The sequence below is a fragment of the Bradyrhizobium sp. SZCCHNRI1029 genome (assembly GCF_032487555.1).
In the GTDB taxonomy this organism is placed as follows: domain Bacteria; phylum Pseudomonadota; class Alphaproteobacteria; order Rhizobiales; family Xanthobacteraceae; genus Bradyrhizobium.
In genome coordinates this window covers 1,008,530-1,028,055 of the sequence record NZ_JAUEUK010000001.1, presented here as the reverse complement: position 1 = coordinate 1,028,055, position 19,526 = coordinate 1,008,530, and the positions used below count along the sequence as shown (strand labels likewise).

At 65.2% G+C, this 19,526-nt stretch carries 17 protein-coding genes and 1 tRNA gene; 6 read left to right on the top strand and 12 right to left on the bottom strand.

Translation table 11 applies throughout. From position 1 onward, the window contains the following. Positions 1–24: 24 nt before the first annotated feature. The 6 genes from QW861_RS04765 to QW861_RS04740 all read right to left on the bottom strand — a co-directional run bounded on the left by QW861_RS04765 (position 25) and on the right by QW861_RS04740 (position 8,165). Positions 25–1,188, bottom strand: a complete 1,164-nt coding sequence (locus tag QW861_RS04765; RefSeq protein WP_315749426.1) for a M20 aminoacylase family protein — start codon at positions 1,186–1,188, stop codon at positions 25–27. A gap of 20 nt (positions 1,189–1,208) precedes the next feature. After that, a complete protein-coding gene (locus QW861_RS04760; protein ID WP_315749427.1) occupies positions 1,209–2,708 on the bottom strand; it encodes a M81 family metallopeptidase in 1,500 nt (499 codons plus the stop codon). Positions 2,709–3,003: 295 nt separating this feature from the next. Then, the gene (locus QW861_RS04755) at positions 3,004–4,650 is read right to left on the bottom strand and encodes an ABC transporter ATP-binding protein (RefSeq protein ID WP_315749428.1); all 1,647 of its coding nucleotides are present in this window, start codon (positions 4,648–4,650) and stop codon (positions 3,004–3,006) included. 133 nt (positions 4,651–4,783) lie between these two features. Continuing rightward, positions 4,784–5,674 carry an ABC transporter permease gene (locus tag QW861_RS04750; RefSeq protein WP_315714711.1) on the bottom strand — a complete coding sequence of 297 codons (891 nt, stop codon included), beginning with the start codon at positions 5,672–5,674 and terminating at the stop codon, positions 4,784–4,786. Between the two features lie 11 nt (positions 5,675–5,685). Further along, the gene (locus QW861_RS04745; protein WP_315749429.1) at positions 5,686–6,627 is read right to left on the bottom strand and encodes an ABC transporter permease; all 942 of its coding nucleotides are present in this window, start codon (positions 6,625–6,627) and stop codon (positions 5,686–5,688) included. Positions 6,628–7,034: 407 nt separating this feature from the next. Continuing rightward, the gene (locus QW861_RS04740; RefSeq protein WP_315749431.1) at positions 7,035–8,165 is read right to left on the bottom strand and encodes a M20/M25/M40 family metallo-hydrolase; all 1,131 of its coding nucleotides are present in this window, start codon (positions 8,163–8,165) and stop codon (positions 7,035–7,037) included. 269 nt (positions 8,166–8,434) lie between these two features. Between QW861_RS04740 and QW861_RS04735 the strand changes: the two genes are divergently transcribed. Further along, complete coding sequence (locus tag QW861_RS04735) at positions 8,435–10,048, top strand: ABC transporter substrate-binding protein (RefSeq protein WP_315749432.1); 1,614 nt, start codon at positions 8,435–8,437, stop codon at positions 10,046–10,048. 98 nt (positions 10,049–10,146) lie between these two features. On the opposite strand, the gene QW861_RS04730 is transcribed toward QW861_RS04735, so the two are convergent. Next, complete coding sequence (locus QW861_RS04730; protein ID WP_315714707.1) at positions 10,147–10,287, bottom strand: hypothetical protein; 141 nt, start codon at positions 10,285–10,287, stop codon at positions 10,147–10,149. 264 nt (positions 10,288–10,551) lie between these two features. Between QW861_RS04730 and QW861_RS04725 the strand changes: the two genes are divergently transcribed. After that, complete coding sequence (locus tag QW861_RS04725; RefSeq protein WP_315749434.1) at positions 10,552–12,165, top strand: ABC transporter substrate-binding protein; 1,614 nt, start codon at positions 10,552–10,554, stop codon at positions 12,163–12,165. 124 nt (positions 12,166–12,289) lie between these two features. On the opposite strand, the gene QW861_RS04720 is transcribed toward QW861_RS04725, so the two are convergent. Continuing rightward, positions 12,290–13,690: a methyl-accepting chemotaxis protein gene (locus QW861_RS04720; RefSeq protein WP_315749436.1), complete on the bottom strand. Its 1,401-nt coding sequence runs from the start codon at positions 13,688–13,690 to the stop codon at positions 12,290–12,292. A gap of 214 nt (positions 13,691–13,904) precedes the next feature. Between QW861_RS04720 and QW861_RS04715 the strand changes: the two genes are divergently transcribed. From QW861_RS04715 to QW861_RS04700, 4 genes are all read left to right on the top strand, one after another. Next, on the top strand, positions 13,905–14,234 hold the full coding sequence (locus QW861_RS04715) for a metalloregulator ArsR/SmtB family transcription factor (RefSeq protein WP_315714704.1): 330 nt from the start codon (positions 13,905–13,907) through the stop codon (positions 14,232–14,234). After that, on the top strand, positions 14,227–14,712 hold the full coding sequence (locus QW861_RS04710) for an SRPBCC family protein (protein ID WP_316192752.1): 486 nt from the start codon (positions 14,227–14,229) through the stop codon (positions 14,710–14,712). The genes QW861_RS04715 and QW861_RS04710 overlap by 8 nt, the downstream gene beginning before the upstream one ends. Positions 14,713–14,743: 31 nt before the next feature. After that, positions 14,744–15,403, top strand: a complete 660-nt coding sequence (locus QW861_RS04705; RefSeq protein WP_316172943.1) for a glutathione S-transferase family protein — start codon at positions 14,744–14,746, stop codon at positions 15,401–15,403. Between the two features lie 261 nt (positions 15,404–15,664). Next, on the top strand, positions 15,665–16,390 hold the full coding sequence (locus QW861_RS04700) for a Crp/Fnr family transcriptional regulator (protein ID WP_316164479.1): 726 nt from the start codon (positions 15,665–15,667) through the stop codon (positions 16,388–16,390). A gap of 34 nt (positions 16,391–16,424) precedes the next feature. Here the strand turns inward: QW861_RS04700 and QW861_RS04695 are convergent. From QW861_RS04695 to QW861_RS04680, 4 genes are all read right to left on the bottom strand, one after another. After that, positions 16,425–16,511: transfer RNA gene (locus QW861_RS04695), tRNA-Leu, on the bottom strand. Between the two features lie 89 nt (positions 16,512–16,600). Continuing rightward, positions 16,601–17,212 carry a hypothetical protein gene (locus tag QW861_RS04690; RefSeq protein WP_316192751.1) on the bottom strand — a complete coding sequence of 204 codons (612 nt, stop codon included), beginning with the start codon at positions 17,210–17,212 and terminating at the stop codon, positions 16,601–16,603. A 339-nt stretch (positions 17,213–17,551) separates the two neighbouring features. After that, positions 17,552–18,004, bottom strand: a complete 453-nt coding sequence (locus QW861_RS04685; RefSeq protein WP_315826231.1) for a DUF2721 domain-containing protein — start codon at positions 18,002–18,004, stop codon at positions 17,552–17,554. Positions 18,005–18,030: 26 nt separating this feature from the next. Further along, on the bottom strand, positions 18,031–19,512 hold the full coding sequence (locus QW861_RS04680) for a DUF1254 domain-containing protein (protein ID WP_316172945.1): 1,482 nt from the start codon (positions 19,510–19,512) through the stop codon (positions 18,031–18,033). Between the last annotated feature and the right edge of the window lie 14 nt (positions 19,513–19,526).

Below are 19,526 nucleotides of genomic sequence, written 5' to 3'. Positions count from 1 at the left end.
GCTCATTGACGTATGTCAGTCGCGCTAGGCCGCCGGCAGCCGCGTCTCGATGATGCGGGCGAACATGCTGGCGCCGATCGGCAGGATCTTGTCGTCGAGCACGTAGCCGGGATTGTGCACCGGCACCGAGCCGTCATGGCCGACCCAGAAATAGGCGCCGGGAATCGTCTGCAGCATGTCGGCGAAATCCTCGCTGCCCATCTTCGGCGTCGAGCGCGTCAGCACCTTGGATGGATCGACCACGGTGCGCGCGACCTGCTCGACGACCTTGGACTGCTCCTCCTGGTTCACCAGCACGCTGAACGTGTCGCGGATGTCGACATCGATCTCGCAATTGAAGGCGGCCGCCATGCCGGCGCAGATCGCGCGCATGCGCTCGCGGACCAACGCGCGCACGGGATCCGAGAACGCGCGCACGGTGCCGCACAGCCACGCATCGCCGGGAATGACGTTGTAGGCCGAGCCGGCGTGGATCTGCGTGATCGAGACGACCGCGGCCTGCAGCGGCTCGACATTGCGGCTGACGATGGTCTGGATCGCCTGCGCCACGCTGGTCGCGATCACCACCGCATCCTTGGAACGCTCGGGCATGGCGCCATGAGCGCCGTAGCCGGAAATCCGGATGTCGAAGAAGTCGGCGCCGGCCATTGCCGGACCGGGCAGGATCGCGATCTCGCCGTGCTCCAAGTCCGGCGCGTTGTGCAGGCCGTAGAGCTCGTCGCAGGGAAACTTCTGGAACAGGCCGTCCTTGATCATCGCGCGTGCGCCGCCGAGGCCTTCCTCCGCCGGCTGGAAGATGAAGTGCACGGTGCCGTCGAAGTTGCGGGTCTCGGCGAGATAGCGCGCGGTGCCGAGCAGCATCGTGGTGTGGCCGTCATGGCCGCAGCCGTGGAAACGGCCGGGGATGGTCGAGCGCCACGGCAGGTTCGTGTTCTCCTCCATCGGCAGCGCATCCATGTCGGCGCGCAGGCCGATCTTCCTGCCGCTGTCGTTCTTGCCCTTCAGCACGCCGATCACCCCGGTGCCGCCGAGGCCGCGATGCACCTCGATGCCCCATTGCGCAAGCTTCTCGGCCACGATGCCGGAGGTGCGCGTCTCCTCGAAGCCGATCTCCGGATGCGCGTGCAGGTCGCGGCGGATGGCGGTGAGCTCGTCGGCGTAAGCCTGGATGCGATCGATGGTGGGCATGGGGCGTTTCCGTTGTCGGGTTAAGCTTCGAACGCCGGGCCGTTCGGCTTGAGGCGGATGCCCGGACGCAAGCTGGTCCAGGGCAGGGTGGAGGGATCGGCGGGCATCGCGCCGGGCGCGGCGCAGATCAGGAGATGTTCGGCGATCGGTTCGAAATCGGCGCGGAAATGCACCGAGCTCTTGTTGACCAGGATCGCCTGCGCGGTCGGCTCGATGCCGACGAAGCGGTACATCTCCTGGTCGGCAAGCTGGGACTTGTGCGAGGCCACGACGACGCGGACGTCGCCAATGCGCAAACACGCTGACGGTCCCATTTCCATCTTGCGGCCGCCGTAGAACGGGCCGGGTGCGACGAAGCGGCCGTCGGAGATCTTCTCGACGATGAAGCTCTCCTCGAACGGCGCATCGCCGGGAATGCCGCTCTTGCCGCCGAGCGACAGCGTCACGGTGGCCCCTTCGCCGGCCGCATGCGCGGCGATCGCCGCTTGCGGATCGTAGATCATGCCGATCGCGGCGCGGCTGGCGCGATTGCGCACCAGCGCGCGCAGCATGCCGGTCGTATCGGAATCGCCGCCCGCGCCGGGATTGTCCTGGGTGTCGGCGATCACGATCGGACGCGTTGCTGTCTTCGCCAGCGTCATCGCATGGCGCACGCCGTCATCGGGCGTGTAGATGCGGCCGTCGAAATCATCCTCGTGGCCCGCGACGATCGCCGCGATCGCATCCGCCGCGGCGTCCGCGTCGGCCTGCGTCCGGCCATAGGCGAACACGCTTGGGCCGCAATGCGCGAAATCGGCGGCGGGAAAGCCGGGCGCGAACGACAGCGTCGGCACCGCCTCGCTCTGCAGCGCCGCAAGCTTCTCGTAGATGCCCTTGGTCGGCTGGTCATTGGTGCACTGCCAGCTGATCGGGATCAGGAACGGCAACTGCCGGAAGGCTTTCGCCAGCGGCGTCTTTGCGCGCAGCAGCAGCGCGAGGTGCTCGGCGCTGGCGCGGCCGGTGTCGGCCATGTCGGTGTGCGGATATTTCCGGTAGGCGATCAGCGCATCGGCATGTGCCATCATCTCGGGGGTGACGTTGGCATGCAGGTCGAGGCTCGCGACCAGCGGCACGTTCGGGCCGATCACCTCGCGCACGCGCGCCAGGATCTCGCCTTCGCCGTCGTCGAGATGCTCCGTCACCATCGCACCATGCAGGTCGAGATAGACGCCGTCGAGCGGGCCGGCGGCCTTGATGCGGTCGACCATCACGCCCGTGATGCGCTCGAACGCATCCCTGGTGACATGCGCGGAGGGACTCGCCGCGCAGGCGATGGTGGGCACGACGTCCCAACCGTTGGCTTCCGCGACTGCCATGAAGCCGGCCTGGCCGGCATTGATGCCGCGCATCGTCGTGAGCACGGAGGCCGCATCGGCGATCGAAGCGCGGCCGCCGCCGTGCATGAACGCGTCGTAGTCGGCTTTCGTCGGTGCGAATGTATTGGTCTCGTGCAGGAAGCCGCCGATCGCGACGCGCGTCATTACTTCGCCTCAGGCCGTTGAACGTGTCATGACGTTAGACCGGCCCTCGCGGCGCAGGCAAGCGAAGGAGCGATGCCGTTTTGCATGCGGGCCACGATGACGGCGCGCCGGCCTGCACGGACTCTCTCCGCGCGTCATTCCGGGGCATCGCGCGGCGATGAGCCCGGAATCCATACCCACAGGCGGTCGTTGGGAAGCAGGCTGTCGACCAGCCGATATCACCACACCCGCCTGTGGGTATGGATTCCGGGTTCGTGCTGCGCACGCCCCGGAATGACAGCGGTGCGTGGCGCTGCTACGCCACCGCCTCCGCCACCGGCCGGAAGTTCGCGAAATCCCAGTTCCGTCCCGGCGCGGCCTCGAGCAGGGACTTGGTATAGGCCTCCTTCGGATGCGTCAGGATCTCGCCGGCCGGGCCCTGCTCGACGATGCGGCCCTTCTGCATCACGACGACGTCGTCGCAGATCTGCGCGGCGACGCGCAGGTCATGCGTGATGAACAGGATGGCGATGCCGAGCCGTTGCTGGATCTCGTCGAGCAGTTCCAGGACCTGCGCCTGCACCGAGACGTCGAGCGCGGAGACCGCTTCATCCGCCACCAGCACGTCGGGATCGAGCGCGAGCGCGCGCGCAATCGCGATGCGCTGGCGCTGGCCGCCGGAGAACTGGTGCGGGTAGCGCGAGATCGCGTCCGCGGGCAGGCCGACCAGCTCGAGCAGCTCGCGCGCCCGCGCCATCGCCTTGTCATGCGAGGTGCCGTAGTTGACCGGTCCCTCGGCGATGCTCTCGCCGACGGTCAGCCGCGGGTTGAGCGAGCGGTAGGGATCCTGGAACACGATCTGGATGCGCTTGCGGTGCGGCTGCAGCAGCCGGCGGGTCAGGATCGAGATCTCGTGGCCGGCGAGGCGGACGCCGCCGGAGGTCGGATCGATCAGCCGCACGATGCAGCGGGCCACGGTCGATTTGCCGGAGCCGCTTTCGCCGACGATGCCGAGCGTGCGGCCCTTGCGCAGGGTGAGCGTGACGTTCTGCGCAGCGACGACTTCGCGCGCCTTGCCGAGGAACGAGCGCTCGCGATAGACCTTGCCGAGCTCGTTGGTCTCCAGCACCACCGGCTCGGTGCTCTCGGGCCGCGGCGGGCGTGGGATCAGGCTGGGGACGGAGGCGAGCAGGTTGCGCGTGTAGTCCATCTCGGGGCTGCGCAGGATCTTGTCGAGCGCGCCGGTCTCGACCAGGCGGCCCTGGCGCATCACCGAGACGCGGTCGGCGATCTCGGCGACGACGCCCATGTCGTGGGTGATGAACAGCACGGCGGTGCCGTGATCGCGCTGCAACTCGCGGATCAGCGAGAGGATCTGCTTCTGCGTGGTGACGTCGAGTGCGGTCGTCGGCTCGTCGGCGATCAGGAGTTTCGGCTCGAGCACCAGCGCCATCGCGATCATGATGCGCTGGCGCTGGCCGCCGGACAGGCGATGGGGATAGGAGCCGAAAATGCGCTCGACGTCGGGCAGGTGGACCTGCTCCATCATGTCGAGGATGCGCTTGCGCCGCGTCCGCGCATCGAGGGACGTATGCGCGCGCAGGACCTCGTCGATCTGGCGGCCCACCGGCACGACCGGATTGAGCGCGGTCATCGGCTCCTGGAAGATCATCGCCATCCGGGTGGCGCGCAGCTCGCGCAGCCGGCGATCGCTCGCCGTGAGCAGCTCTTCGCCGACCAGCTTGACGCTGCCGCCGACGGCATGCAGCGCGTTCTTCGGCAGCAGGCCCATCGTGGTCAGCGAGGTCACCGATTTGCCGGAGCCGCTTTCGCCGACGACGCAGAGCGTCTCGCCCTTTTCGACCTTGATCGATACGCCGTCGATGATGCGCGGGCCGTTCGGGTTCTTCGTCTTGCCGACTGTGACGACGAGATTGTCGATGTCGAGGATGGTGTCGGTCATGTGTTCATTTCTCCAGCGTCATTGCGAGGAGCGAAGCGACGAAGCAATCCAGAGTTCCGGGCGTGGCCCTGGATTGCTTCGCTTCGCTCGCAATGACGAAAAGTGAGATGATCATCCGGGCTACGAAAGGCCGTCACTTGCCGGCCTCGCGCTGCTTCATGCGCGGGTCGAGCGCGTCGCGCGCGGCATCGCCGATCAGGTTGATCGAGAGGATGGCGATCGACAGCAGCAGGCCCGGCCAGAAGATCAACGACGGCTTGATCTGGAAGTAGGAACGGCCCTCGGCCATGATGTTGCCCCAGGTCGGCGTCTCCGGGCTGATGCCGGCGCCGAGGAACGACAGGATCGCCTCGGTGAGGATCGCGGCGGCGCAGATGTAGGTGCCCTGGACGATCAGCGGCGCGATCGTGTTCGGCATCAGATGCCGCCACATGATCTTGGGCATCGACGTCCCCAGCGAAATCGCAGCTTCGACGTAGGGCTCCTCGCGTGCCGTCAGCACGACCGAGCGGACCAGGCGCGCGACGCGCGGGATCTCGACGATGGTGATCGCGATCATCACGGTGCCGACGCTGGCGCCCGACAGCGAGACGACGGCGATGGCGAGCAGGATGCTCGGGATCGCCATCAGGCCGTCCATCACGCGCATCAGGATGGCGTCGACCCAGCGGAAGAAGCCGGAGACGAGGCCGATCACGAGTCCGATCGCGATCGAGATGATCGCGGCGCCGACGCCGACCAGAAGCGAGATGCGGCCGCCATAGATCGTGCGCGACAGCAGGTCGCGGCCATAGGCGTCGGTGCCGAGCAGGTGTTGCGCGCTCGACGGCTTGAGCCGCTGCGCCGGCGCGAGCAGCACGGGATCGTGCGGCGCCAGCAGCGGTGCGAGGATCGATATCAGCACGATGAGCGACAGGCAGACGGTCGCCACGGCGATGATCGGGGTCGAGGTGAGAAAGCCGAACCGGGGCCCCAGTCGCGTGGTGACCGGGATCGACGGCTCAGGGGTGGTGACGATCGCCATCGGAAAGGGCCTCAGTAGCGGATGCGTGGATCGAGCAGGGTGTAGGCGAGGTCGATCAGGAGATTGACCGCGAGATAGATGAAGGAGGTCAGAAGGATCATGCCCTGGATGACCGGATAGTCGCGCGCCAGCACGGCGTCGACGGTGAGGCGGCCGATGCCGGGCAGGTTGAACACGCTCTCGGTGACCACGACGCCGGAGATCAACAGCGCGAAGCCGGAGCCGATCACCGTGATGACGGGCACGGCCGCATTGCGCAACGCGTGGCGCAGCAGCACCGCGATCTCGCTGACGCCCTTGGCGCGCGCGGTGCGCACGAAGTCCTCGCCGAGCACGTCGAGCATCGCGGCGCGCGTCATGCGCGCGATCAGCGCGACGTAGATGAAGGACAATGCGCAGGTCGGCAGGATGATGCGCTCGAAGAACGGGCCGAAGCCGGCGCTGAGACTCTTGAAGCCCTGGACGGGGACCCAGCGCAGGTTGATCGCGAACAGCTGGATCAGGATGTAGCCGATGACGAACACCGGCACCGAGAAGCCGATCACCGAGAGCGCCATCACGAAACGATCGATCCAGGTGCCGTGCTTCCAGGCCGCGATGACGCCGAGCGGGACAGCGACGAGAATCGACAGGATGATGGTCGAGACCGCGACCGAGATCGACGGCTCGATGCGCTGGCCGATCATCTGCAGCACCGGCACCTTGGAGATCAGCGACACGCCGAGATCGCCATGCAGCAGCTGATTGATCCAGGTGATGAACTGGATGTAGAGCGGCTCGTTCAGTCCGAGCGTGGTGCGGATGCGCTCGAGCTGCTCCGGAGTCGCGTTGTCGCCGGCGAGAATCGCGGCGGGATCGCCCGGCGTCAGCCGCAGCAGGAGAAAGACGAACAGCGCCACCACGCCCATCACGGGGATGGATGCGAGGATGCGGCGAAGCAGATAACCGATCATCTTGAGAGAACCGCCTTCATGGTGCTGGGGCGACGCGCGCAACGTCGTGAGAGAGTGTGCATGTCACCGATATCCATCGCTTTCAAGGTCTCCGGTGTTCGCTCGTCCGCTCGTGCACGCGCGATGACACGGTGTTCGTGATCCGCGCGAACCGTCGCATTTGCGAACAATGTCGCAGCACTTTGCGGCGAACCCTGCGCGAAACTTTGCAAGCCGCATGCCATCATGCGCGCGCCGTGGAGCCGTTGTCTACTCACCGTCCTGGTCCCGGAAAATGAAACCGTGCTGCTGCGCAGCAGGCGGTGCGTAGCCGGGAGAGCGAAGCGACCCCGGGGTCTCGCGCTGCGGCGATGACCCCGCATGTCGCTGCGCTCATGCGGGCTACGAGATCTTGCCCGGAGGCAATCCTACGCCAGGGTCGCGAGCAGGCACGCCATCAGGCGGCCGCGCTCGGCGAGGCTGTCGATCTCGATGTGCTCGTTCAGGGTGTGCATGTCGGTGCCGCGCACCCCGAGGCCGTCGAGGGTCGGAATGCCGAGCGCGCCGGTAAAGTTGCCATCCGAGCCGCCGCCTGCCGAGCCGTGCGGCAGCGACAGGCCGAGCTGTTCGGCGATGCCGCGCGCCTTCTCGTACAGCGCCATGGTTCCGGAATCCGGCTCCCACACCGGCCGCGTCACGCCGCGCGTCACCTTGAAGGTCACGTCGTCGGTGGTGCCGGACAGCGCCAGCATCCGCTCCACGCCGCGGTCGAGATCGGCCTGCCGCTTCGCCATGCTGAGGGCCTCGCCGGTGGCGGTGGTGGCGACGCAGTTGACCCACTGGCCGGCATGCACGATGCCGACCGAGAAGGTGCAGTCCTCCGTCGTCATGCCGTCGATGGCGAGGATCTGTCGCGCCATTTCCCGGATCGCGGAACGGCCCGCGCCGAGCCGCGCTCCGGCATGGCTCGGACGTCCGATCGCCTCGAGATTGAAGCGGGCGATGGCATAGCGGCCGGTCACCACGCCGTTGTCCTGACGGCCCGGCTCGGGCACCAGCACGTATTTGTTGCGCTGCGCCTCGGCTTCGATGATGTCGCGGGTCGAGGGCGTGCCGACCTCCTCGTCCGGCGTGAACAGGATGGTGATCGGCAGCGGCGTCGCGATGGAAGCCTTGATCAGCTGGCGGATCGCTTCCAGCGTGAGATAGTTGCCGCCTTTCATGTCGCAGATGCCGGGCCCGTAGCATTTGTTGCCCTCGCGGCGCCAAGGCAGCCTGGCCAGCGTGCCGACGGGGTGAACGGTATCCATGTGGCCGGCGATCAGGATGCCCGGCTCACCCTGCCGCGGGTGCGGGAAGCGGGCGCGCACGCAGCCGGCGAAGCCCTGGCGTCCGGCGATGCGCTCGATCGTCGCACCCATGATGGCCATGTCGCGCGCGGCGAGATCCAGCATGCGCTCCACCGCTGCGGCGTCCCAGGTCGGACTTTCGCATTCGACCCAGTCCCGCAAGCCCTGCAGCATGATGTCGGTATCGAAGGGAAGATGGGCTGGATTCATTTGTGCTCTCTCAAGGCTTTGTCGCGATCTCATGACACGAGACGGAGTTGCGCACGTCTTGTAAAGCGAAAGCTACGCAGACGTTAACGGCATTCTCAGCCCAGGGCCGCATGCGCTGAATGCGGATTGACGCGAAAGGCGACGTCTGCAACTGTCGAAAGCTCGCGACTTACAGCATGTTAGTTCGCACAAGGATTGATCTGCACGCCCAACGAATGGTCTGGATCTGATGAGTTTCAGGTCAAGCCATCCACTCAGGAGACCTCGTAATGTTCCACAGCCCGCGCTGGAAACGTCTGACGCTCGCGACGAGCCTCGCCGTTTCCATGCTTTCGCTCTCGACGGCGCTGAGCACCCAGGCCATCGCAGCCGGCAAGAAGACGATCACGGCGGTGATGCATTCGGATCTGCGCGTCATCGATCCCGGATTCACGACGGCCTACATCACCCGCGATCATGGCTACATGGTTTATGACACGCTGCTGGCGACCGATTCGAATTTCAAGGTCCAGCCGCAGATGGCGGACTGGAAGGTCTCCGACGACAAGCTGACCTACACCTTCACGCTGCGCGACGGCCTGAAATGGCACGACGGCACGCCGGTGACCGCCGAGGACTGCGTCGCCTCGCTGAAGCGCTGGGGCCGCAACGACGGCATGGGCCAGAAGCTGATGGACTTCACGGCGAGCCTGGAGGCGCCGGATGCCAAGACCATCGTGCTCAAGTTGAAGGAGCCCTACGGACTCGTCCTGGAGTCGATCGCCAAGCCGTCCTCGCTGGTGCCGTTCATGATGCCGAAGCGTCTCGCCGAGACGCCGCAGGGCCAGCAGATTCCCGAGCAGATCGGCTCGGGCCCATTCAAATTCGTCAAGGCGGAATTCCAGCCGGGCGTGAAGGCGGTGTACGAGAAGAACACCGACTACGTGCCGCGCAAGGAGCCGGCGAGCTGGACGTCCGGCGGCAAGGTGGTGAAGGTCGACCGCGTCGAGTGGATCACGATGCCTGACGCGCAGACCGCTGTGAACGCGCTGCAGTCCGGCGACATCGACTTCATGGAGAACCTTCCCTACGACATGCTGCCGGTGCTGGAGTCGAACTCCGAGCTCAAGATCGACGTGCTGAACAAGTTCGGCTACCAGACGCTCGGCCGCATGAACTTCCTCAACCCGCCGTTCGACAACGTGAAGGTGCGCCGCGCGGCCTTCCTCGCCCTGAACCAGAAGGACGTGCTCGACGCGCTGGTCGGCAACGAGAAGTACCAGAAGGTCTGCGGCGCCGTGTTCGTGTGCGGCACGCCGCTCGAGACCGACGTCGGTGCCGAGACGCTGATCAAGGGCAACGGCATGGCCGAGGCCAAGAAGGCGCTCGCCGAGTCCGGCTATGACGGCACGCCGATCGCGATCATGGCGCCGGGCGACGTCACCACCTTGAAGGCGCAGCCCGTGGTGGCGGCGCAGCTGTTGCGCGAGGCCGGCTTCAAGGTCGACCTGCAGGCCACCGACTGGCAGACGGTGGTGACGCGGCGCGCCAGCCAGAAGCCCGTGAAGGAGGGCGGCTGGAACATGTTCTTCACCAACTGGGTCGGCGCCGACGTCGCCAATCCCGTGGCGAACGTCTCGGTCGGCGGCCGCGGCACCAAGGGCGGCTGGTTCGGCTGGGCCGAGGATGCCGACATCGAGAAGCTGCGCGACGCCTATGCGCGGTCGTCCTCGCTCGACGAGCAGAAGAAGATCGCCACCGAAATCCAGAAGCAGAACTACGAGAAGGTGATCTACATCCCGCTCGGACAATATCTGCTGCCGAGTGGCTGGCGCAAATCGCTGACCGGCGTGCTCGACGGCCCGGCGACGCCGGTGTTCTGGAATGTCGACAAGAGCGAGTAGGCGGCGGACGCACTCGTGAAGCAAACAAAGACGCGGCGAAGTGGAGACTTCGCCGCGTCTCTTTTTTGTTCCTGCATTCGCCCGTGCGTTAGCGCCCTTCAGCAGTGCGGATCGCGCACGGCTTCGAGACCCTCGACCATCAAGGGTGGGCTGATCTGATCCTGGGACGGGTTCTTATCGGTGCGGATCGGCATGGCCGGATGTCGGCTGTCCCGCGGCTTGGTGACTTCATTCGGCATCATCAGGCTCCTTGCTGCTGCGCATAACGGACGAGGCGCAGCCGAGTTCCAGATGGCGGGACGCCATCGTCGGCAGTCACGATGTGTGCGGCCGCGTGATGCGGTGACCCATGCGTCCGTGGCGATTGACCTCCGATGGAACTGCTGCAAGTCTCCCTCGCCGAGACTGTTTGCTGAGCGTTTGCAGACGCGACGCAGGACGCCTCGTTAGGCCTTGATCGGTATCGGGGCCCTCGGATGGAAGCCCACGTCAAGAGAGATCGCATGTCACATACTCCGCGCCGGACCGCATCCGCGCTCGTTTCATGGTTCGTCGCCTCGGTCATGGCCGTGTCGATGGCGGGCGTGACGACCCAGGCCTTCGCCGCCGGCAAGAAGACGATCACGGCGGTGATGCATTCAGACCTGCGCGTCATCGATCCCGTGTTCACGCCGGCCTACATCACCCGCGACCACGGCTACATGGTATACGACACCCTGCTCGGGACCGACGCCAAGTTTCAGGTCCAGCCGCAGATGGCCGAGTGGAAGGTCTCGGACGACAAGCTGACCTACACCTTCACCTTGCGCGACGGCTTGAAGTGGCACGACGGCACGCCGGTCACCGCCGAGGATTGCGTCGCCTCGCTGAAGCGCTGGAGCCGCAACGACAGCATGGGCCAGAAGCTGATGGAGGCCACGGCCTCGCTCGAGGCCACCGACGCCAAGACCATCACCTTGAAGCTGAAGGAGCCGTACGGCCTGGTGCTGGAGTCGATCGGCAAGCCGTCCTCCTACGTACCATTCATGATGCCGAAGCGTTTGGCCGAGACGCCCGCGAACCAGCAGATCTCGGAGCAGATCGGCTCCGGACCGTTCAAGTTCGTGAAGGCTGAATTCCAGCCGGGCGTGAAGGCGGTCTATGAGAAGAACACCGACTACGTGCCGCGCAAGGAGCCGCCGAGCTGGACGGCCGGCGGCAAGGTGGTGAAGGTCGACCGCGTCGAGTGGGTCTCGATGCCCGATGCGCAGACCGCCGTCAACGCGCTGCAGGCCGGCGACATCGACTTCATGGAATTCCCGCCGCTCGATCTCGAGCCGGTGCTATCAGCCAATCCCGATCTGTCGATGAACGTGCTGAACAAGTTCGGCTACCAGACCTTGGGACGCATGAACTTCCTGTTTGCGCCGTTCGACAATGTGAAGATCCGCCGTGCGGCGTTCCTGGCGCTGAACCAGAAGGATGTGCTCGACGCGCTCGTCGGTAACGCCAAGTACTACACGATCTGCGGCGCCGTGTTCGGCTGCGGCACGCCGCTCGAATCCGACATCGGCTCGGAGACGCTGGTGAAGGGCAACGGCATGGAGCAGGCCAAGAAGCTGCTGGCCGAGGCCGGCTATGACGGTACGCCCGTCGTGATCCTCGCGCCGGGCGATGCGATCACCCTGAAGGCGCAGCCGGTGGTCGCCGCGCAGCTGCTGCGCGACGCGGGGTTCAAGGTCGATCTGCAGACGACGGACTGGCAGACCGTGGTGACGCGACGTGCCAGCCAGAAGCCGCCGAAGGAGGGCGGCTGGAACATGTTCTTCACCAATTCGGTGATCGCCGATTCCGGCAATCCGATCGGCAGCACCTTCGTCGGCGCACGCGGCCAGAAGAGCCCGTTCGGCTGGCCCAACGATCCCAGGATGGAGGAGCTGCGCGACGCCTTCGCCAAGGCCACGAAGCCGGAGGACCAGAAGCGGATCGCCGCCGAGATCCAGAAGGAAGTCTACGACCAGGTGATCTACGTGCCGCTCGGCCAATGGTTCATGCCGAGCGCCTGGCGCAAGTCGATCACCGGCGTGCTGGAAGGGCAGGCGGTGCCGGTGTTCTGGAACGTCGACAAGAGCGAGTGACGAGATGTAGCGCTTCGTAGCCCGCATCAGCGAAGCGACATGCGGGTTCACCGCCGCAGCGCGAGGCCCCGGATGTCGGTCCGCTCATCCGGGCTGCGCATCTCGCTCGGTTACGACCGCCCGGTCATGCCTTGATCTCGTCCAGCGCCGCCAACACCTCGCTGGACGCGACCTCGACCCTGCCGATCTCGTTGAGCGCTTCCTCGATGCGCCCTGAGCTGAACAGGCGCGCGGCTTCCTTGCCGTGGCGATGAACCGCCTCGTGAGGGCGCTCGAGGTTGCGGAATGCCGGATCCGCGGCCAATTGCCGACCGCCTTCGCCATAGTACCATTTGCCGAGCCGGCACGTGTGATGATCGGAGAGCTCGTCGGCGCGAAGTTGCAGCCGGCCGACCGACATGTCGACCAGCCGCTTTTTCCAGATCACGTGGTCGGCCTTGGCCAGTCTCACCACCTGGTTGTCGAGCGAGAGCTTGGCGATCTCGCCCAGCATCTTGCCGACCTTTGCGTCCGTCTTGCCCATGGTGTCCGCGAGCGACATCACCTCGTTGGCATTGGCGGTCGCGAGATCGGCGATGATGGTGATGCCCTGCGCGACCTCGTCGGTTGCGGCGGACTGCTCGGCGAGAATGCCGGAGATCTCATCCATCTTGGTGCTGACCACCGCGGTCCGGGTGCCGGCCTGATCGATCGCCTGCGCCAGATCGTTCATCTCGGACATGCCGACCTCGACCGCCTTGGCGCCGCCGGCCATGGCCTCGACGATGCCGCTCATCTCGGCTTGCAGCCGCTCGATACGACCCTTGATGTCCTCCGTCGCCTTGGTGGTCTGCTGCGACAGGTTCTTGACCTCGGCGGCGACCACCGCGAAGCCCCTGCCGAATTCGCCGGCGCGCGCCGCCTCGATGGTGGCATTGAGTGCCAGCAGGTTGGTCTGGTTGGCGATCGCGTCGATGGTGCCGACGATGGATCCGATCTCGGCGGAGGCGGCGCTGAGATCGGCGATCTTCGCCGAGGTGTCGCGCACGGAGCTGGCGATGCCGTTCATCGTCTGCAACGTCCGTTGTACCGCGGTCACGCTGTTCTCGACGGCCTGGCGCGTCGCGGCAGCCTCGGCAGCGGCTTCGGTCGACGTCGACCGGATGGTGTGCACGGAGGCCTGCATCTCCACCGATGCGGCAGCGAGACTCTGACAGCGTTCGGACTGATTGTTGGAGGCGCCGATCAGGCGCGCCGCGCTGATCGAGGCTTCGTTGCTGTTGATGCAGATGTCGACGACGGAATCGAGATCCTGGGACGCGCGGGCCGCGAGCGCGGTGCCGAGACGATGGATGGCCTCGATCAGTTGCGGCTTGAGCTGGGCGCGCAGCGCGGCAGCATCGACGCCTCCGATATCGCGATTGAGCTTGCCGTCCGCCCAGTCACCGAGGCACTGGGCCAGCGCGTCCTGGAAGGCGTCGTGTGCGGAGGTGTCGGACGCAAGCGGGGCGTCCGATGGTTCGTTCTTTCGGCGGAATCCCAGCATCGTGCCTCTCATTGATGGCGAGCCCCGGCCAGCCTGAGCGACGTCGCACAACCCGCCCGGACGCCGGCAACCGTTGGTTCCACCCTGGTTCGGTTATGGTTAATGGCGGGTTTCTCCTTGCAACCGGCGGTGGCGAGATCTGCAGGGATCGGGGCTCTCGCGTTCTCCGGCCTGCCGCCTTGACGTTTATGTAAGTAGTGGCTTACAGTAAGCCATGACTTACGGAACGACACTGAATGTGCTGGCGGACCCGACGCGGCGGGAGGTGTTCGAACGGCTGCGCGGTGGACCGCGGCCGGTCCATGCGATCGCGGCCGGGATGCCGGTGTCGCGGCCGGCGGTCTCGCAGCATCTGAAGGTGCTGAAGGATGCCGGGCTGGTCGAGGAGCGCAGCGAAGGCGTGCGCCGCATCTACGCGTTGCGCCGTGAGGGGTTGGCCGAGCTGCGCGACTGGCTCGACAGCTTCTGGGACGACGCGCTGCTCGCCTTCAAGATCGAGGCGGAGCGCACGCATCGGCAGACGAAAGGGGGGATCGATGAGTGAGGGGGCCGTGATCGCGCCGGAGCGGAAGCTCGTCCATGTCCGGGCGCCGATCGATCATGCGTTCGACGTGTTCACGCGCGGCCTGACGCGCTGGTGGCCGCATACGCATGGGGTCGGCCGCAAGCCGATCGAGAAGGTGATGCTGGAGCCGAAGCTCGGCGGCCGCTGGCTCGAGATCGCCGAGGACGGCACGGCGACCACGGTCGCGACCATCACGCTATGGGAGCCGCCGCATCGCTTCGTCATGCTGTGGCAGATCGATGCGCAGTGGAAGCCGGACGCGGCGATGCGCTCGGAGGTCGATGTGCAATTCGTTGCCGAGGACCCGGACGTGACCCGCGTCGAGCTGCTGCACCACAAGTTCGAAACCATGGGCCGCGAGGCCGGCGCGTCGATGCGGCGGGATGTCGACGGCGGCTGGCCGGGGCTGCTGCAGCGCTTCGTAGCCGAGGCCGAGCGGCCGCCGGCGTCATCATGAGCAGTTCATCATCTGCGTGGGGGAGATCGTGATGTCCGAGTTCGTCGTCCATTCCGTGCCGGGGAGCCCGTTCGGGCGCAGCGTGCTGATCGCGCTGGAGGAGAAAGGCGCGCCGTATCGGCTCGCGGCGCTGGCGCCGGGCGACTCCAAGGGCGCGGCGCATCTGGCGCGTCATCCCTTCGGGCGCGTGCCGGTGCTCGCGCATGACGGCTTCGTGTTGTACGAGACCCAGGCGATCCTGCGCTATCTCGACCGCGTGCTGCCCGAGCCGGCCCTGACGCCCGCGGATATCAGGCAGGCCGCGCGCATGGACCAGGTGATGAACATCAGCGACTGGTACCTGTTCCAGGGCGTCTGCAACGTCATCATCTTCCAGCGCATCGTCGGCCCGCAATTCTTCGGCACGACCACCGACGAAGCCGCGATCGCGCGCGCGATGCCGCAGGCGAGAACCGTCATCGCGGAGTTGTCGCGGCTGCTCGGCGAGCAGCCGTTCATGGTCGGCGATCATCTGTCGCTGGCCGATCTGCAGGCCGCGCCGCAGGCGAGCTTCCTGTCGTTGACGCCGGAATGGGCGGAGCTGACCGCCGGCCATCCCAACCTTGTCGCCTGGATCGAACGGCTGGAGGCGCGGCCGAGCTTCAAGTCCACCACCATGGCGGAGCTGACGGCGCGAGCGCGAGCGGCGTAGGCACGTGGCGTCAATCATGCTTCGGGTGAGATCCAAAGCCCAAGCGAGCGATCGCGCCGCGACGGCCGTCGGCATGGATACGCGACTTTCAGCCGCGTGATTAATCCAGGTTATATCGCGGCGGGCCGGTTCCATTTTAGCTGCGACGTAGGTCGAAGGGCCTCGGCATCCGCCGCACCCGATCGACCGCCACAGCGTCCCGATGACCGAATGACGAAGCCGGGTCGGCGGGACGGATTGGACACAAGCGCGCACCCCTTGATGCTGCGATCAGAACCCGATCTCCCCGGCTGCTGCGTCTCCTGCACCCACGTCGATTCCGGATTCTGTGCCGCGCTTTTCAAGGCCTGCCGGGCGCAGTCGGCGCTGCCGCGGCTCCATCAGCAGTTCTTCACCGTCCGGGCCGGCCAGCAGATCAAATGCCAGAGCGAGGCGCGCGACGATGTGCTCGTACTCTGCAGCGGCTGGGCATTCCGTTACATCCAGTTGTCGGATGGCGGCCGCCAGATCCTGCGCTTCCTGCTGCCGGGCGACATCTTCTCGCCGGCGGCGATCTTCGCCAAAGGCATGAGCTTCTCGGCCAAGGCATTGACCCAGGTCCAGGTCAGCCGGCTCGATGGCGAGGAGGTCCGCAAGCAGTGCCGCGCCGACGAGCTGGTCATGATGGAGGTGTTCCGCTCTCTCGGCGACAACGGCCGGGCCTCCTACGAGCTCATCACCGTGCTCGGCCAGCGTCCGGCCGAGCGTCGGATCGCGCATCTGCTGCTCAGCCTGATGCGGCGCGTCGCGGTGGACGGTGTGGTCCAGCATCACCGCTATCCGTTTCCCTTGAAGCAGCAGCACATCGCCGACGCCGTCGGCCTGACCTCGGTCCATGTCAGCCGCGTGCTCGCGCTGTTTCGCGATCGCAAGATCCTGACGATCTCGGAGGGCAGGCTGGAGGTTACCGATCTCGCCGAGCTCGAGCGGTTGGCGGCGTTGAACTGAGCCGGGCAGGGCGGCCAAGGAAGGTGAGCATAGCTGGTGCGGACGGTGGGACTCGAACCCACACGACGTTGCCATCGAGGGATTTTAAGTCCCTTGCGTCTACCCGTTCCGCCACGTCCGCCCTATTGATTTCCATAGCTTTTTCGTTCCAGGCCGGCAAATGTTTTCCAATCGAACCCTTGCGTTTTCCATTTCGGTTACAAAACCCGTTCACGCCTTGTCCTGACCGTCTTTGATCCTGCTGAATGCCCGGATGATGTTCTGCTCGGCCTCGACGTGCCGGGTATGGTGGGCGCCCATGCGTTCAGACTCGTCGCCGATCAGATCGGCCACCTCGCGGGTGTTGGCGCCGTTGCGCCTCCACCAAGCAGCGTAGGACACGCGCAGACCGTGCAGCGTGGTGCCGGCGCCAATGTGGCCGGCGCGCTCCCGGTCGCGCAGCCAGTGGCTCACCCGGGTCTGCGTCTCCTTCTCGGACGGCCACACCGTCCCGTCGTCGCGGACAGCGATCAGCCCGTCCGCCCGCTGCACCTTCAGCTCGCCCATGAAGGCCTGCAACTCGGGCAGCACCGGTAGGTTCACGAATTTGTCGTTCTTGCGCGCCTTGTAACGTGCGAGGAACAGGCAAATCTTGATTTCGAGCGGAGCGTTCTCGCGCGCGAATTGCCACTCCCACTCGCGGTTAGCGTTGGGATCGGCCTTGTGGGCCTTCTCGACCAAGAATTTCCGGTCTTTGCGGAAGAAGCGCGAGCGCGTTCCGGCATATTCGAACGCTGTATCGTTGAAGTCGCCGCGGACCGACGTGTCGTTCGCGTGATCCATAGCGTGGCGATGTTGCGAGCTTTGCCATAGCCCTGTCTCCGCCTGATGGCAGCCGCTACACGCTTGGCTGCCGACAAAGCTCAGCTCTGCTACGCTGGTCGGCTGAGACGAGGTATCCGGCGTCTTGAACCAGGACAGCCCGCTTGCAAGCAGAGGAAACAGCGCACCCGACCCGATTGCCAACAGCGCGGCAGTCCGCAAGCGGAATGTTGGCGCGGAGCGTTGAGCAGGAGTCGAAGGGCTTGTTCAGGCCGGGCCGTCGCGGTGGCCTTCTGACGCCCGCGCCTCTTCCGAGACCTCTTCGTCACATCCGATCACCCCTCGACTGCCCTGGAAGACTTACACGCGCAGGTCGTTGTCGTGAAGTGCAATTCGGGTTTCGCGGGCGAGGTCGATGAGAGAAGCGCAGAACGTCAGCAGCGCAGCCATGAACAGCAGCGCCACGCCATATTCGTGGGCAACATCGAACAGGGCGCTGATGAAGGCAACGATGATGATGAGGGCGGTGAGGATCGCAGAAAGGATGGAGCAGAACAGCGACCTGTTCAGGAGCGAAGCCCGGTGCCGCAGCCGGGGAATATCCGTCTTGAGGTAAGCCTTTGAAGCATCATCATCGGTGATGCCGTGAAGGAACTGGGCCCGGTCGACCACACGGTTGATGCGGGAAATAAGAACCGAGATGAAGGACGCGACGGCTCCCAGCAGGAAAGCCGGGGCCGCCACGTTGCCGATGATCCGTGCCAGTTGGTCGATTGAAGGCGTTACCGGCACTAACTGGATTACACTGTCCATCTCTTCGCGCAGTCCTTGCAAGTTCTTCAGGTGTCGCGAACGCGCCGGATGGGCGGGATCTTGAACGTGCCATCCTTAAGGGCAGTCTTGGGCTGATAGACCCTGACGCTGAGATTGAATGGCAGGCTCGGCGGACACGGAAGCCAATTCGTCTCCTTGTTGGCGCCTGGTGATTGCGCCTGGATGTAGATATCGAGCGAGCCGTCTGGATTGTATTTGATCGGCATCGCCGAAGTGATGCCGTAGCGGTTGATCGCGTTCCGAACATAGAAATTCTCGCGATAGGGCGAGACCGACCAGACCCCAGCTTCGGATGGGAATATCTCGTCCTTCTCCAGATGGAGAACATACTTCGCCGCGCCGTCCAGCACGTTGCCGTCGCCATCGACAAAGGCGGTTGGATAGACCGCATCGTCCGACGTCAGCGCCCCCAATCCAAACCAGGCGATGAATGCCCGCGTGGTGTAGTCGGTACCGAAGCGACCGATATTCAGCGCGCCCTGCCAGCCGTTGACGGTCGGCGCAGTGTAGGGGCCTGTTTCCAGCTTGTACCAGACCTCGGCCGGCGCCCGGTTGATCCCCCGCAGAACGGCCGGATCGAGCTTGGACGGTTCAAAGTCCTCGCCGACCTCGATCCCGATGCGCTTAAGCTTGTCGATAGTCTTGGCGTCGTCAGGGTAAGGCGGGTTGTCCTTCAACGCAGCGGCGAGGCGCTTGAAGAACATCTCGCCGGTCATGAGCCGCACCTGATCGTACGGCGTCGCCGTTGTATCGACACTGGTGTCGATCGGCACATCGGAGGGTGGCGTGTAGGACTTGCCCCAGGCGCTGAGCGGCGTCAGTTGCAAATCATCCTGCAGCTTGTTGATTGCAACGAACTCCTTGGGGCTGTCGCATGCGATCTGGACCAGAACAGATGCGTAGCGGGTCGTCGAACGGAACGTTTGCTTGATGCCATTGGGCGCAACACCGTTCCATTTGGGGCCGGCGATCAGGAAGTTTCCGGCGCCAGTTCCGGTCGTCCGACTGCCCGCCGAGGCGAAATCGTCGGTCCACATGTTGAGCGCTTGCATGATGATGTATCGCCCCTGAGTGTCGGGCTGAGAATAGACGAACGGCTCCTTGTCCAGGTCGATGAATGAAAACGCCCAGAGGGAGTTGACGCTGATGCGGACGCAGTCTTTGAAATCCGGATCGACATAAGTCCGCATCCTGCCGAACTGGTTGACAGGCGCTTTATACTGTTCGGACTTCGACGTGGCCGTCATCACCGCTCGGGTTGCGTCCATCATGACAAGCGGAAAGCCGTAGACATAGCATTCCAACGCAAGAACATACGCCAGTTCTTCCTCGACATCGCCCTTCAGGTCGCCGAGTGCGCGCAGCAGCGGGCCGGCGGCCTCGCTTCTTGTGGATGACAAGGCTGTGCCCAGCCCGGCACCGAGTGCGGTCGTGAGCAGGCAGCGGCGATGAAGCGAAATGCCTTCCTGTCCAGCAGATGAATTCATGAGCGATCTCCTTT

Coding starts and splice junctions, on each gene's coding strand:
- QW861_RS04680 (WP_316172945.1), bottom strand. CDS start 19,512: ATGAATTCATCTGCTGGACAGGAAGGCATTTCGCTTCATCGCCGCTGC.
- QW861_RS04735 (WP_315749432.1), top strand. CDS start 8,435: ATGTTCCACAGCCCGCGCTGGAAACGTCTGACGCTCGCGACGAGCCTC.
- QW861_RS04710 (WP_316192752.1), top strand. CDS start 14,227: ATGAGTGAGGGGGCCGTGATCGCGCCGGAGCGGAAGCTCGTCCATGTC.
- QW861_RS04705 (WP_316172943.1), top strand. CDS start 14,744: ATGTCCGAGTTCGTCGTCCATTCCGTGCCGGGGAGCCCGTTCGGGCGC.
- QW861_RS04765 (WP_315749426.1), bottom strand. CDS start 1,188: ATGCCCACCATCGATCGCATCCAGGCTTACGCCGACGAGCTCACCGCC.
- QW861_RS04745 (WP_315749429.1), bottom strand. CDS start 6,627: ATGATCGGTTATCTGCTTCGCCGCATCCTCGCATCCATCCCCGTGATG.
- QW861_RS04685 (WP_315826231.1), bottom strand. CDS start 18,004: ATGGACAGTGTAATCCAGTTAGTGCCGGTAACGCCTTCAATCGACCAA.
- QW861_RS04755 (WP_315749428.1), bottom strand. CDS start 4,650: ATGACCGACACCATCCTCGACATCGACAATCTCGTCGTCACAGTCGGC.
- QW861_RS04760 (WP_315749427.1), bottom strand. CDS start 2,708: ATGACGCGCGTCGCGATCGGCGGCTTCCTGCACGAGACCAATACATTC.
- QW861_RS04730 (WP_315714707.1), bottom strand. CDS start 10,287: ATGCCGAATGAAGTCACCAAGCCGCGGGACAGCCGACATCCGGCCATG.
- QW861_RS04740 (WP_315749431.1), bottom strand. CDS start 8,165: ATGAATCCAGCCCATCTTCCCTTCGATACCGACATCATGCTGCAGGGC.
- QW861_RS04700 (WP_316164479.1), top strand. CDS start 15,665: ATGCTGCGATCAGAACCCGATCTCCCCGGCTGCTGCGTCTCCTGCACC.
- QW861_RS04720 (WP_315749436.1), bottom strand. CDS start 13,690: ATGCTGGGATTCCGCCGAAAGAACGAACCATCGGACGCCCCGCTTGCG.
- QW861_RS04690 (WP_316192751.1), bottom strand. CDS start 17,212: ATGGATCACGCGAACGACACGTCGGTCCGCGGCGACTTCAACGATACA.
- QW861_RS04715 (WP_315714704.1), top strand. CDS start 13,905: ATGACTTACGGAACGACACTGAATGTGCTGGCGGACCCGACGCGGCGG.
- QW861_RS04750 (WP_315714711.1), bottom strand. CDS start 5,674: ATGGCGATCGTCACCACCCCTGAGCCGTCGATCCCGGTCACCACGCGA.
- QW861_RS04725 (WP_315749434.1), top strand. CDS start 10,552: ATGTCACATACTCCGCGCCGGACCGCATCCGCGCTCGTTTCATGGTTC.